Source organism: Pseudomonas sp. 21LCFQ010, assembly GCF_024129905.1.
In the GTDB taxonomy this organism is placed as follows: Bacteria; Pseudomonadota; Gammaproteobacteria; order Pseudomonadales; family Pseudomonadaceae; genus Aquipseudomonas.
The window spans coordinates 176,075-189,814 of record NZ_JAMYDZ010000008.1; the positions used below are offsets into that span (position 1 = coordinate 176,075).

At 61.5% G+C, this 13,740-nt stretch carries 13 protein-coding genes; 9 read left to right on the forward strand and 4 right to left on the reverse strand.

The genetic code is table 11. The annotated features are described in order from the left end of the window. Positions 1-62 precede the first annotated feature (62 nt). Together NJC38_RS12245 and NJC38_RS12250 are read left to right on the forward strand one after the other, a co-directional pair. On the forward strand, positions 63-821 hold the full coding sequence (locus NJC38_RS12245; protein WP_253114986.1) for a response regulator transcription factor: 759 nt from the start codon (positions 63-65) through the stop codon (positions 819-821). 29 nt (positions 822-850) lie between these two features. Next, positions 851-2,185, forward strand: coding sequence for an ATP-binding protein (locus tag NJC38_RS12250; RefSeq protein ID WP_253115015.1), 1,335 nt, complete (start codon positions 851-853; stop codon positions 2,183-2,185). A gap of 129 nt (positions 2,186-2,314) precedes the next feature. Here the strand turns inward: NJC38_RS12250 and NJC38_RS12255 are convergent, their stop codons facing one another. The 4 genes from NJC38_RS12255 to mpl form a co-directional block, all read right to left on the reverse strand. Then, a complete protein-coding gene (locus NJC38_RS12255) occupies positions 2,315-4,294 on the reverse strand; it encodes a TonB-dependent receptor (RefSeq protein ID WP_253114987.1) in 1,980 nt (659 codons plus the stop codon). Positions 4,295-4,400: 106 nt separating this feature from the next. Beyond that, the gene (locus NJC38_RS12260; RefSeq protein ID WP_253114988.1) at positions 4,401-4,685 is read right to left on the reverse strand and encodes a YceK/YidQ family lipoprotein; all 285 of its coding nucleotides are present in this window, start codon (positions 4,683-4,685) and stop codon (positions 4,401-4,403) included. Further along, complete coding sequence (gene ubiX, locus NJC38_RS12265; RefSeq protein WP_253114989.1) at positions 4,678-5,307, reverse strand: flavin prenyltransferase UbiX; 630 nt, start codon at positions 5,305-5,307, stop codon at positions 4,678-4,680. Before ubiX ends, NJC38_RS12260 begins: the two co-directional genes overlap by 8 nt. Continuing rightward, positions 5,304-6,668, reverse strand: coding sequence for a UDP-N-acetylmuramate:L-alanyl-gamma-D-glutamyl-meso-diaminopimelate ligase (mpl, locus tag NJC38_RS12270; RefSeq protein ID WP_253114990.1), 1,365 nt, complete (start codon positions 6,666-6,668; stop codon positions 5,304-5,306). Before mpl ends, ubiX begins: the two co-directional genes overlap by 4 nt. 199 nt (positions 6,669-6,867) lie before the next feature. Between mpl and NJC38_RS12275 the strand changes: the two genes are divergently transcribed. From NJC38_RS12275 to NJC38_RS12305, 7 genes are all read left to right on the forward strand, one after another. After that, positions 6,868-8,388 (forward strand): aldehyde dehydrogenase family protein, encoded by a 1,521-nt coding sequence (locus tag NJC38_RS12275; RefSeq protein WP_253114991.1) that lies wholly within the window; start codon positions 6,868-6,870, stop codon positions 8,386-8,388. 136 nt (positions 8,389-8,524) lie between these two features. Beyond that, positions 8,525-8,983, forward strand: a complete 459-nt coding sequence (locus tag NJC38_RS12280; RefSeq protein ID WP_045487195.1) for a GNAT family N-acetyltransferase — start codon at positions 8,525-8,527, stop codon at positions 8,981-8,983. 191 nt (positions 8,984-9,174) lie between these two features. Then, positions 9,175-9,822 (forward strand): DedA family protein, encoded by a 648-nt coding sequence (locus NJC38_RS12285; protein ID WP_045487192.1) that lies wholly within the window; start codon positions 9,175-9,177, stop codon positions 9,820-9,822. 4 nt (positions 9,823-9,826) lie between these two features. Next, positions 9,827-10,669 (forward strand): M90 family metallopeptidase, encoded by an 843-nt coding sequence (locus NJC38_RS12290; RefSeq protein WP_253114992.1) that lies wholly within the window; start codon positions 9,827-9,829, stop codon positions 10,667-10,669. 279 nt (positions 10,670-10,948) lie between these two features. Continuing rightward, positions 10,949-11,476, forward strand: coding sequence for an inorganic diphosphatase (gene ppa, locus NJC38_RS12295; protein WP_045487186.1), 528 nt, complete (start codon positions 10,949-10,951; stop codon positions 11,474-11,476). Between the two features lie 303 nt (positions 11,477-11,779). Continuing rightward, the gene (locus tag NJC38_RS12300) at positions 11,780-12,490 is read left to right on the forward strand and encodes a helix-turn-helix transcriptional regulator (protein WP_253114993.1); all 711 of its coding nucleotides are present in this window, start codon (positions 11,780-11,782) and stop codon (positions 12,488-12,490) included. Positions 12,491-12,941: 451 nt separating this feature from the next. Beyond that, positions 12,942-13,652: a CPBP family intramembrane glutamic endopeptidase gene (locus NJC38_RS12305; RefSeq protein ID WP_253114994.1), complete on the forward strand. Its 711-nt coding sequence runs from the start codon at positions 12,942-12,944 to the stop codon at positions 13,650-13,652. Positions 13,653-13,740: the final 88 nt, after the last annotated feature.

Sequence of the window (13,740 nt, forward strand, 5' to 3'; positions counted from 1 at the left end):
GCGGACCTCGCTAATGAGAATCATCACCAAATCTACTTTTCGTAGCTGCCCCAGGTCTCTCGATGAACACTGCTGTCCCCCTCACCCGGCCCGCGCCCCGCATTCTGGTCGTCGATGACCATCGCAAGATCCGCGACCCTCTGGCGGTGTATCTGCGTCGTCATCAGTTTGAGGTACGTACCGCCGAGGACGCTGCGGGCATGTGGCAGTTGCTCCAGCAGCAGTCGTTCGATGTCGTCGTGCTGGACGTGATGCTGCCCGATGGCGATGGTTTCGAGCTGTGCCAGCGGCTGCATCGGCGCGATAACATCCCGGTGATTCTGTTGACCGCCCGCGACACCAGCGCCGACCGGGTTCGCGGCCTGGACATCGGTGCCGATGATTATGTGACCAAGCCGTTCGAGCCCCGCGAGCTGGTCGCACGAATCAACAGCCTGTTGCGCCGTCGCGGCAGCACTGCGGGCATACCCAGTGCGGCACCTGCCAGTCATGACACCCAGCGGCACGAGTTTGCCGGCATGAGCTTTACCGCCAGCACTGGCACGCTGTTGCGCGCCGATGGCACGGCGGTACGCCTGAGCACAGTAGAGAGCCGTCTGCTCGGCGTGTTTCTCGCTCACCCCAATCAGGTGCTGAGCCGCCAGCGGCTGATCGACCTGACCACCCGCCCGAACCACGAAGTGTTTGATCGCGCCATTGACCGACAGATCAGCCGCCTGCGTCGCAAACTAAACGATAACCCTGCCGTTCCTGAATTGCTGCGCACCATCTGGGGCGACGGTTACCTGCTGGCCGCCAGCGTCACGACGTACTGCACATGAAGTGGCTGCGGCGTTTGTGGCCACGGCGGATGGCCCATCAACTGGGCCTGCAACTGCTGCTGGCGCTGCTGGCCTGCAATGCGATTGCCATGCTTTACCTGCAACACACCGGCGCGTTGCTGCACCCGCTGTCGCGCACCCTGGCGCTGGAACGGCTGATCACCGCCTATCATGCGGCCGAGGGCCTGACGCCCGAAGACGCCTCGCACTTGCTGGCGGCCATGCAAACCCATGAAGCGCATTTCTGGGTCGCCAGTAAAGCGGTGGCCGATACCCACGACATGCGCCCCGAAGAACAGCGGCTGATCACCGACCTGCGCCAGCGCCTGCCGCTGCCCGACAGCGTGCGGATCGGCATGCAACTGGAACGCACCAGCGGCGCCAATGCCCGCGAATGGGTGTTCAGCGGTGCCGGCTGGGCGCCTTTGCGGCTGCGTACCAGCATCGATCTGCCCAACGGCGGCTACCTCAATGCCATACAGCACCCCACTGGCAGTTACGAATGGACCCGCATTCTTAGCTACAGCCTGCCAGTCACCACCCTGCCGGTGCTACTGATCGTGTTCTTCTTCATGCGCCGGGTGGTGCAACCGGTCAATAACCTGGCCCAGGCTACCGAACGGGTCAGCCGCGGCGAATGGATCGCGCCACTGCCCTTGCAGGGTCCGCAGGAAGCCCGTGACCTGACCCACGCCTTCAATGTCATGCAAGAACGTATCGCCCGGCATGTAGAAGGCCGCACCCGAATGCTGGCGGCGATCAGTCATGACCTCAATACGCCGATCACCGAATTGCGCCTGCAAATCGAGCTGCTCGACGACGACCCGGCCCGCGACGACATGCTGGAAAGTCTCGATGAGTTGCAGGCCATGGTCCGCGAAACCCTGAACTTCGTGCGCGGCGATGCGGTGCAGGAAGACACGGTGCGGATGTCATTGAGCGATCTGCTTGACGATCTGGCCCGCCGCTACGCCAGCATGGGGCAGGCCATCGGCTGGCAGCGCGGCGCGGAGATTGTCTGCCATTGTCGGCCGCTGGCGCTCAAACGCGCACTGACCAACCTGATCGACAACGCCTTGCGCCATGCCGGCGATGCGCATCTCAGTGCCTGGACAGCCGGCGGCGAGATCATCGTGCAAGTGCTGGATCACGGCCCGGGCATCGAACAGGCCTGGCTGAGCCAGGTGTTCGAGCCGTTCGTGCAGCTTGGTCAGAGAAACTCAGACCATAGCCAGGGCGGCGGGTTGGGCCTGGGGCTGGCGATTGCCCGCGCCTGTATCCAGGCCCATGGCGGCGAGTTGATCCTGGAGAATCGCCCGCCCGCCGGGTTGTGCGCGGTGGTGCGGCTGCCAGAGGCCTACTGACACCCCCCCCCATCAATTGGTAAGCGATCCCCTGTAGGAGCTGCTTCAGCAGCGAAGGGCGGCGAAAGCCTTCGCAGCTAAAGCTGGTCCTACAGACAGAAGCCCGGTGTTTGCCGGGTGATCCACCAATCAGAACCGCACAGTAGTGCTCGCCCACAGGGTACGGCCGTAGTTGACGGTGCCGTAGGTCTCATCATCCAGGCGTTTGTCAGCGACGTTCTGCAAGGCCGCGTTGAAGCTCAGGTTCTTGCTGAACTCGAACGAGCCGCCGATATCGCCAGTGGTGTAGGCCGGCGCCGCTTCTTCGGTCAGGGTGGTGCCGTATTCCTTGCCGTAGTAGTTCACAGCCGCATACACGCTCAGCCGGTCGTTGAGCTGCCAGTCGGCGCGCACGTTGGCCTTGCGTTCCGGGGTCAGCGCCAGTGGCGCTCCGGCGTTGGCGCCGCTCTTCTGCTCGGAGTCGGTGTAGGTGAAGTTGGCCTTGAGCGCCACGCTGTCAGTCACATCCCAGCGGCCGTTCAGTTCCAGCCCCTGAATCACCGCCTTGTCGACGTTGACGCGCTCCATGATCAGGTAGCCGTTCCAGCGCTCGGTGGTGGTGACCGTCGAGAGCTTGTCCTGGAAGTCGTTGTAGAACACCGTGGCGCCGGCCGACAGGTTGTCGCGGTTCGACCACAGCGCCGACAGCTCATAGTTGGTGCTGGTTTCGGGTTTCAGGTCCGGGTTGCCGAGCATCGCCCAGGTGTTACGGCGCAATACAGCGTAGTCCTGAATCACCGCACGCAACTCAGGCGCTTTGAAGCCGCGCGACACACCGCCTTTGAAGGTCCATTCATCGGTGGCATTCCACACCCCGTAGACCCGCGGGCTGAAGTGCACGCCATACTGCTCGTGGTGGTCCATGCGCAGGCCGGTGGTCAGGGTGAAGGCATCGGTGACCGACCATTCGTTTTCAGCGAACAGCGCTTTTTGCACCACCGAATACTCGTAGTCGCGGCGGTCGTTCAGGCCCTGGTTCCAGTCGGTGACGGTGCTGTCGTTCCACTGGGTGCCGACCGTGGTGATGTTGTGCTCGGTGGGGATCACCAGCTTGGCGTCGAATACGGTGTTTTCCACGGTCGGCTTGCGGCCCAGCACGTCGCTCTGGCTGGCGCTGGCCAGCCCTTCGCGGCTGGATTTCTCATAGGCCAGCGACACGTCCGAAGTCGCCCAGCCCCAACGGCCCTGGTGCGAGATCGACCAGTGATCACGGTTGTTTTCCTGCTCGCGGGTCGACCAGTTGGCACTCAGGCCGTCACCGTTCTTCAAACGAGTGGCACCGGCCTCAAGCAGGATATCGTGGTCGGCATTCGGAGTGATCGCCAGGCGCGCGGTCAGGTCCTTGTGGTCGGCCTTGCTGAAACCGTTGGTGATTTCGACGTCATCGTCAGCCTGACGGTCCAGATAACGCCCCCAGACCTGCAAGCCCAGCAACTTGTCCATGATCGGGCCGCTGAGGAAGAACTGAGTCTGCCGGGCATTGCCCTGGTCGCTGTGCTGGCGTGCCGAGTAATCGTAGGTGAGCGAGCCGGTCCATTCAGGGGTGACCTTGCGGGTAATGATGTTGATCACCCCGCCGATGGCGTCCGAGCCATACAGCGACGACATCGGGCCACGCACCACTTCGATCCGCTCGATGGCCTCGGCCGGCGGGATGAAGCTCTGCTCATACCCACGGTTGCCGTTGACCCGCGACTCGCGGGCGCTCTGGCGCTTGCCATCGACCAGAATCAGGGTGTAGTCGGCAGGCATGCCACGGATCGAAATATCGGTCTCGTTGGCGCTGCCGTTGACCGTCACGCCTTCCACATCACGCAGCGCGTCGGTCAGGTCATGGAAGGACTTCTTGCGCAGCTCGTCGCCGGTAATCACGGTGATCGACGCCGGAGCCTGCTCCACGGTCTGCTCATAACCCGCCGCCGTAACCACCACATCTTCCAGCGAAATCACGCTGGCCGTCTCGACTGCTTCCTGAATCTGCTCTTGGGCGAAGACCTGGCCGCTGACCAGCGTGGCCAGGGCGAATTGCATCATTACAGCCGAAGGCCGCAGACGGAATGGAGAAGACATGGGCGTTCCTACGATTCAGGGGAGGTAAAAGAGAATCGTATGCATCTGCACTCAGGAAGGTTGGACAAGATGTGACAAGTGCTGCGGTGCGCCTCCCCCCTGCCAGCTACCAGCCGCCGCTGGCCTCGAACCCTACCCCCAACGCGGTCAGCAATGACAGCGGCAGCAACAGGGTGTCGAACAGCGCGCTGGCCGGCAGGTCCAGGGCCGGATAGCGCGGTGCTTCAGTGCCGAAACGCTCTTGGGCACAGCAGCCGCCCTGCAGCGCGTACAGGTCCAGGCGGGTGCCGGCATACACCAGCGGCGCGCCTGGCTGAGCGGCATTCAAGGTATTGACCGTGGCGCAGCCGCTCAGACCGAGCAGCAACACCACCAAGGCCAGCTTACTCATCACTGCCCATATGATGCTCGCCCCAGCGTGGCAACATGTCTTGCGGGATATTGAGCAGGTTGAGAATCCGCGCCACCACAAAATCCACCAGATCATCAATGGTCTGCGGCTGGTGATAGAAGCCCGGCGAAGCCGGCAGAATCACCGCGCCCATGTTCGACAGCTTGAGCATGTTTTCCAGATGAATGCTGGAATACGGCGCTTCACGAGGCACCAGGATCAGCTGGCGGCGCTCTTTGAGGGTTACGTCAGCGGCGCGCTCGATCAGGTTGTTGCAAGCACCACTGGCAATCGCCGACAGGGTGCCGGTTGAACACGGCACCACCACCATCGCACTGGGCGAGCCAGACCCCGAGGCCACCGGCGACATCCAGTCATCGCGGCCATACACCCGAACCTGCCCGGCTTCGGCACCGGTGTACTCGGTGAGGAAGGCTTGCATCATCGCCGGCTTTGGCGGCAGGCGCACGTCGGTCTCGGTGGCCATCACCAGTTGCGCGGCCTTGGAGATCAGAAAGTGCACCTCGCGGTCTTCACGCACCAGGCAATCAAGCAGGCGTAGCGCGTACTGCGCCCCGGAGGCGCCGGTCACCGCAACGGTGATGCGCTCCGGGCCGCTCATTGCAGCGGCTCCTGTTGCAGCGCTTCGGCCAGTTTGCCGTGCAGGCCGCCGAACCCGCCGTTGCTCATGATCACCACATGGGTTCCGGACTGGGCCTGGCTTTTAACCCGCGCAATGATCGCTTCGAGCGAATCGCAGACCACCGCCGGCACCGTGCATTCAGCCGCCGTAGTGCCCAGATCCCAGCCCAGATTCGGCGGCGCATACCAGACCACCTGGTCGGCCTGCTGCACGCTGTCTGGCAGACCATCGCGGTGCGCGCCGAGCTTCATGGAGTTGGAGCGTGGCTCGATGACCGCGATGATCGGCGCATCACCGACCTTTTTGCGCAAACCGTCCAGGGTGGTGGCAATCGCAGTCGGGTGGTGGGCGAAGTCATCGTAGATCGTAATGCCCTGCACCTCGGCCACCACTTCCATGCGCCGTTTGACACTCTTGAAGGCGCTCAGCGCCTGTACACCCAGAGCAGGCACCACCCCGACGTGGCGGGCGGCAGCCAGAGTGGCAAGGGCGTTGGCGACGTTGTGCTGACCGGTCAGCGGCCAGTCGACCACGCCTTGTACCTGGCCTTCGAACACCACCTCAAAGCGCGAACCGTCTTCGCTGAGCAAACGCGCCTGCCATTGACCGCCCTCGCCAGTGGTCTGCACCGGGGTCCAGCAGCCCATCTGCACCACGCGCTGCAAAGCCGTCTCGGTGGTGGGGTGAATGATCAGGCCCTCACTGGGGATAATCCGGACCAGATGGTGGAACTGCCGCTCTATGGCGGCCAGGTCCGGGAAGATGTCCGCATGATCGAACTCAAGGTTATTGAGAATAGCGGTGCGCGGGCGGTAATGGACGAACTTGGAGCGTTTGTCGAAAAACGCGCTGTCGTACTCGTCGGCCTCGACCACGAAGAACGGCGTATCGCCGAGCCGCGCCGAAACCGTGAAATTCTGCGGGATGCCACCGATCAAGAAGCCCGGCGCCATGCCTGCGTGTTCCAGGACCCAGGCCAGCATGCTGCTGGTGGTGGTCTTGCCGTGGGTGCCGGCCACGGCCAGTACCCAGCGGCCTTGCAGCACGTGATCGGCCAGCCATTGCGGGCCTGAGACGTACGGCAGGCCGCGATTGAGCACGTATTCCACCGCCGGGTTGCCACGCGACAGCGCGTTGCCGATGACCACCAGATCCGGCGCCGGGTCAAGTTGCTCGGGGTCGTAGCCCTGGGTCAGCTCGATGCCTTGCGCCTGCAACTGGGTGCTCATCGGTGGATAGACATTGGCGTCGGAGCCGGTTACCCGGTGCCCCAGTTCCTTGGCGAGAACCGCCAGCGAGCCCATGAACGTGCCGCAGATACCAAGAATATGAATATGCATGACCACCTCTAAAATCCTTCGCGCAGGGTAGCCCAGGGAAGGTGAAATCGCACCCGCTGTTTATTGGCCTGTTCGACCAGATCTACGTCTGAAGTTCAGCCTACAGAACAGGGGTTTATGGCCTACGCTTGTGGACTGCACGAATGAAAAGCTCAGACGATAGTCACAAAAAAGAACTTCCACTCAAGGAGGCAACACCATGCGTTACGCTCATCCCGGTACCGAAGGCGCCATCGTCAGCTACAAGGAGCGCTATGGTAACTACATCGGCGGCGAGTTCGTCGCCCCGGTCAAGGGTCAGTACTTCACCACCACTTCGCCGGTCAATGGCCAGCCAATTGCCGAATTTCCCCGCTCCACGGCCGAAGATGTCGACAAGGCCCTGGACGCCGCCCATGCCGCCAGCGAAGCCTGGGGCAAGACCAGCGCCCAGGCCCGCGCCCTGGTGCTACTGAAGATCGCCGACCGGATCGAAGCCAACCTGGAAACCCTGGCCCTCACCGAGACCTGGGACAACGGCAAGGCCATCCGCGAAACCCTCAACGCCGACATTCCGCTGGCTGCCGACCACTTCCGCTACTTCGCCGGCGCGCTGCGCGCCCAGGAAGGCAGCGCTGCCGAGATCGACGCCGGAACCGTGGCCTATCACATCCATGAGCCGCTGGGCGTGGTCGGGCAGATCATCCCGTGGAACTTCCCGATCCTGATGGCTGCCTGGAAACTCGCGCCGGCGCTGGCTGCCGGTAATGCCGTGGTACTCAAGCCCGCCGAACAGACCCCGCTGGGCATCACCGTGCTGGTCGAGCTGATTGGCGACTTGCTGCCGCCGGGCGTACTCAACATCGTCCAGGGCTTTGGTCGCGAGGCCGGTGAAGCACTGGCCAGCAGCAAGCGCATCGCCAAGATTGCCTTTACCGGTTCGACCCCGGTGGGTTCGCACATCATGAAGCTGGCCGCCGAGAACATCATCCCGTCGACCGTGGAGCTGGGCGGCAAATCGCCAAACATCTTCTTCGAAGACATCATGAACGCCGAACCGCAATTCATCGAGAAGGCCGCCGAAGGTCTGGTGCTGGCGTTCTTCAATCAGGGCGAAGTCTGCACCTGCCCGTCCCGCGCCCTGATCCAGGAGTCGATCTACCCGCAGTTCATCGACGCGGTGCTGAAAAAGATCAAGCAGATCAAGCGCGGCGACCCACTGGACACCGACACCATGGTTGGCGCCCAGGCCTCGCAACAGCAGTTCGACAAGATCCTCTCCTACCTCGACATCGCTCAGGAAGAAGGCGCCGAGCTGCTGACCGGCGGCAAAGTCGAAGCCCTGCAAGGCGATCTGGCCAGCGGCTATTACATTCAGCCGACCCTGCTCAAAGGCACCAATAAAATGCGCGTGTTCCAGGAGGAAATCTTCGGCCCGGTGGTCAGCATCACCACTTTCAAGGACGAAGCCGAAGCGCTGGCGATTGCCAACGACACCGAATTCGGTCTCGGCGCCGGGGTCTGGACCCGCGACATCAACCGCGCCTGGCGCATGGGCCGCGGTATCAAGGCCGGTCGGGTCTGGACCAACTGCTACCACCTGTACCCGGCGCACGCCGCGTTCGGCGGTTATAAAAAGTCTGGCGTAGGCCGGGAAACCCACAAGATGATGCTCGACCACTATCAGCAGACCAAAAACCTGCTGGTCAGTTATGACATCAATCCGCTAGGGTTCTTCTGATACAGAGTCTTCAAGGCAACCCCCGTAATGCACGGGGGTCTGCCCTCCCACCGCTTTAGATTGCACTTTCTAAAGCGAGACGGCAGCATCGAACCCTCACCTGCGCAGCAGCCCATCATGAAGTTGAGGCCCACCCATGCAGATCATCAAAGCCACGCTGGAACATCTGGACCTGCTGACGCCGCTGTTCGTGAAATATCGCGAATTTTACGGCGAGCTGCCCTTCCCGGACTCTTCCCGGGACTTTCTTGAAAAACGCCTGAGCCGTGATGAGTCAGTCATCTTTCTTGCCGTAGCCAAAGACGACGAACGAAAGATTCTTGGTTTCTGCCAGCTTTACCCCAGTTTTTCTTCCCTGTCGCTCAAGCGCGTGTGGATCCTCAATGACATCTATGTCGCAGAAGATGCACGCCGCCAGTTGGTCGCCGACCATCTGATGAAACACGCCAAGAAGATGGCCAAGGAGACTCAGGCCGTGCGTATGCGGGTCTCGACCAGTATCGATAACGAGGTTGCCCATCGGGTCTATGAGTCGATCGGCTTCAAGGAAGACACCCAGTTCAAGAACTACGTTCTGCCCATCAGCGACAGCTGACAGCAGCGGTGGGCTGCGAACAGATCGCAGCCTGACCGGCCCGCTGCCGGAGCGCCTGCATCAATCTGTAACCTGTCGCCACACCCTCTCACACCCCATCCAGCAGTTCTGGCTCTATAATGCCGCGCGTCTGTCGTCGCCCGCGCTATAGACATCGGCTGTAAAACCACGCTGATTGACCAGGTACTCCAATGGATTTCAACCCGTTAGACCTTATTCTGCACCTCGATGCTTACCTTGAGTTACTGGTGGCCAACTATGGTCCCTGGATCTACGCGATTCTGTTCCTGGTGATTTTCTGCGAGACAGGGCTGGTGATTTTCCCGTTCCTGCCCGGCGATTCGCTGCTGTTCATCGCCGGCGCCGTGGCCGCTGGCGGCGGTATGGACCCGGTGCTGCTGGGCGGTCTGCTGATGCTGGCGGCGATCATGGGCGACAGCACCAACTACGTCATAGGCCGAACCATGGGGGAAAAACTGTTCACCAACCCCAATTCGAAGATCTTCCGCCAGGACTATCTGGCCAAAACCCACCTGTTCTATGAGCGGCATGGCGGCAAGACCGTGACCATGGCGCGCTTCCTGCCGATCTTTCGCACTTTTGCTCCGTTCGTCGCCGGCGTGGCGCACATGCCTTATCTGCGCTTCTTCGGTTTCAGCGTACTGGGTTCGATTATCTGGGTCGGCAGCCTGGTCACTCTGGGCTATTACTTCGGCAATGTGCCGTTCATCAAGAAACACCTGACGCTGGGCGTGCTGGTCATCATCCTGCTGTCGCTGCTGCCGATGATCATTGGCCTGTTGCGCACCCGCTTCAGCCGCTCGGCGGACGCCCGCTGAGCCCATGTGGTCATTCGGCAAATGGCGCCGGGCACGCACCCTCAAGCGCAACCCGGTGCCAGACGCGCTCTGGCAGCGGGTGCTGGAGCGCCTGCCGATCCTTGACGGGCTGGGCGACGAGCAACTCGCCTGGCTGCGTGACGCCTGTGTACTGTTCCTGCAAGACAAACACCTCACCACCCTGCCCGGCGTGACCCTGGACGACGAACAGCGCCTGCTGCTGGCCGCCCAGGCGCAATTGCCGTTGCTCAATCTGGGCGAGCTGAACTGGTATCAGGGTTTTCATGAACTGGTGATCTATCCCGACGACTTCCTCAGCCCGCAGCGTTATCGCGACAGCAGCGGCGTGGAACACCAGTACGACGGTGAGCACAGCGGCGAAGCCTGGTATCAGGGCCCGGTGATTCTCGCCTGGGCCGGCGTTGCGTCCAGCGGCGGCTGGGAAGCCTATAACCTGGTGATCCACGAACTGGCGCACAAGCTCGACATGCTCAACGGCGACGCCAACGGTCTGCCGCCACTGCACAGTGACATGCGCGTCAGCGCCTGGGCCAGCGCCATGCAGGGTGCCTTTGACGACATGAACCGCCAACTGGATGCCGATCCAGACTGCGAAACCGCCATCGACCCCTACGCAGCGGAAAACCCGGCCGAGTTCTTTGCCGTCACCAGCGAATACTTTTTCAGCGGTCCGGACCTGCTGCACGAGGCATATCCCAAGGTGTATGAACAGTTGAAGCTATTCTACCGCCAGGACCCACTGGCGCGCCTGCAACAGCTGCAACGTGATGACCCGGCCTACCAGCAAGTTGATGCTCACGAGGCCGTCGAGAACCCGGCCGGCTAATAACCGGGCGTGCTTCTACGTCTAATGGATAGATGCCCGGTGCGTGGCAAGCCCTCGGGAATATGCCTATAATCCGGGCCACTTTTTGGCGGTTAGCGCCAATAGGGTACCTCTTAAAACGTAGGCGAGGCAGTCAGCGCAAGGCGAAAACAGGCGAGAAAGCGGAGTTTACGAGTTGTAAATGAGCATTTTGAGCCTGTTTTCAACGCAGCGATGGCAACGCAGGTAGTTTTTAGAGGTGCCCGATAACTGTCTGTTAAACCACGGGGACATAGTCCAATGAGCTACAGCAAGATTCCGGCTGGCAAAGACGTGCCAAACGACATCTACGTCGCGATCGAGATCCCGGCCAACCACGCGCCGATCAAATACGAAATCGACAAGGACTCCGACACCCTGTTCGTTGACCGCTTCATGGCCACCCCGATGTTCTACCCGGCCAACTACGGTTTCATCCCAAACACCCTGGCTGACGACGGCGACCCGCTGGACGTACTGGTCGTGACCCCTTACCCGGTCGCCCCAGGTTCGGTAATCCGCGCCCGTCCCGTTGGCATCCTGCACATGACCGACGACGGCGGCGGCGATGCCAAAGTCATCGCAGTGCCTCACGACAAGCTGAGCCAGCTGTATGTTGACGTGAAGGAATACACTGACCTGCCAGCCCTGCTGCTGGAGCAGATCAAGCACTTCTTCGAGAACTACAAAGACCTCGAAAAAGGCAAGTGGGTCAAGATCGAAGGCTGGGGCAACGCTGACGCGGCCCGCGCCGAGATCAGCAAGTCGGTTGCCGCCTTCAAGGGCTGATACCGCTGCACCCTGTGCGAAGCGCCTGCCCGGGCGCTTCGGCACTGCCCCTCCAGGCGTTTCAGGCGCTTGAGCATGTTTAAAAATTACGTTTACACATCCTCCCGATTAAACACTGAACACCCCGCCCTCCATCGCACTCCATTCTGCCGCCGGGTTTATCAAGCTATATCAGGCTTGAGAAATGCCCTACAAGCGCTCAGAGCCTGCGTAGGCACACTCATCACCCACCACAAGACGCACTGCGCATTTGAACGCTTCGTTCATTTAAACGCGCTCGCTGCACTCGTACACTCAGTGCCCATGAATACATCAGGTGATCGACTACGTACCCTTCTGCGCGAGTGCCATCTCTCCGCCACGGACTTCGCCGCCAACCGCCGGGTCACGCCGCAGCACGTGAACAACTGGTTCAAACGCGGCATTCCCATGGCACGCCTGGACGAAGTGGCCGAACTGCTCAGCGTCTCGCCACGCTGGCTGCGCACCGGCGAAGGCCCTAAACACCCCACAGAGCCTGCCAATGAGAGCGATGGCGGCGAGCCCACGCCCGGCCCGGCACCCGCCAGCCTGGCGGATGTGGAAATACAGGTGTTCCAACAGGCCGAAGCCGGCCAGCACGTACTGAGTGAAGTCGCTGGCCGCAAGATTCGTCTGCCGCGCCATACCCTGGATGAACTGAACATTCACCCCAAAGACGCCATGTGCCTGAGCATGAACGGCAACAGCATGGCCGACCGTCTGCACAACGGCTCGCTACTGGGCATCGACCGCAACACCACCCAAGTCATCGACGGTGAGATGTACGCCCTGGAGCACGGCGGCCTGCTACGCATCCGCTACCTGTACCGCCTGCCCAACGGCGGCCTGCGTTTGCGTAGCCACAACAACCACGAATACCCGGACGAATCATTCAGCGCCGAACAGATTCACCAGCAAGGCATCCGCGTACTGGGCTGGGTGTTCTGGTGGTCAACCCTCAACCAGCGAAAAAATCCTCCGGCCGCCAGCTGAATCGCTACGTCCAGGCATGTTGCAAAGCATTTCAAGGCTGGGCAGCCGCGCTCAATCCCGGTATCCTGTGCGCCACTTACGGCAACGGTGGCTCACACGGTTGCCTGGCGGCGCACTCCACACGAGCGTGTTGCACTCCAGACTCGCATTCCTCGCGAATGCACCTTTTGCAGGCGGCTGCGGTTTACCAAAAATAAGCCAAAGTCGCCAACGAGAAGCCGGCCACAAGCCGGCTTTTTAATTGCCCAAAGCCCCCTCGTCAGCCCGGACCGCTTTGTCAGTACTCGGTGTGCCGACCTGACTGCCCTCTTGCCTGCCACCGTTTCAGACACGTCTTATTCAGCCGCCTGCTCCGGCGCCCTACCTTTGCAGGTCTCAAGTGCATCCATAAGGCTGCCATCAGGCCGCTGACGGGTGTTGACCGGCAACATTCGTGGTTGAGGAAAGGGTAATGACGTTCAACGACAGCTCAAGGACCGTCTCGGTCGAAACCGAGCCTTATTGCTGGTTCCGGCGCGTGGGCATGGCGGCACTGGCCGTGGCCGTGTTCCTGGCTTGCCATCTGGCCGCCCCCGGCCTGGTGGGAGAAACGCGCTGGAATCTGCTGTGGCTGCTCGGCACACAGGGCATCACCGGCGCCATCCTGTTGTTGCTGGCCATCTTGCAATACCGTCGGCAGGGCGGCTTCAAGGCACTGCTCGGGCACGATCCGGAACGCGCATTACGCCTGGGCGCGCCGCTCATCATCGTCGCCTATCTGGTGGTCACCTTCATCGAAGCCGCCTTGGGTCATACCCAGGGCACATTCAGGGGGCCGGCCCTGTCCGACTTTTCGGCGGTCCAAATCATGCTGTTTTTCGCCATGATCCTGGTGTTCCCGGCGATCACCGAAGAGCTGCTGTATCGGCATTTCCTGATTCGTCTGTTTCCCCTGAACGGGCGTACCTGGCAGACCCTGGCGGTGATCGTCACGACGCTGCTGTTCATGCAGGCCCAGGGGCAGTACCAGCACTGGCCCTCATACCTGCTGATGGGCGGCCTGGGCGTCATCCTCGGGGTGGCGCGGATCGTCAGCGGCGGTCTGGCCGCACCGATACTGCTGCATGCCCTGGCCGACGCCACGGGCATGACGTCGGACCTGTTCCTTACCAGCCTCGACTGAGCACTGTCAGCGCCCACCTTATCCAGGTTGTTTTTCAGTAGCAGGAGATCTCGAATACCCCGCCAGCATCAATCCCCATTCAAGGCGC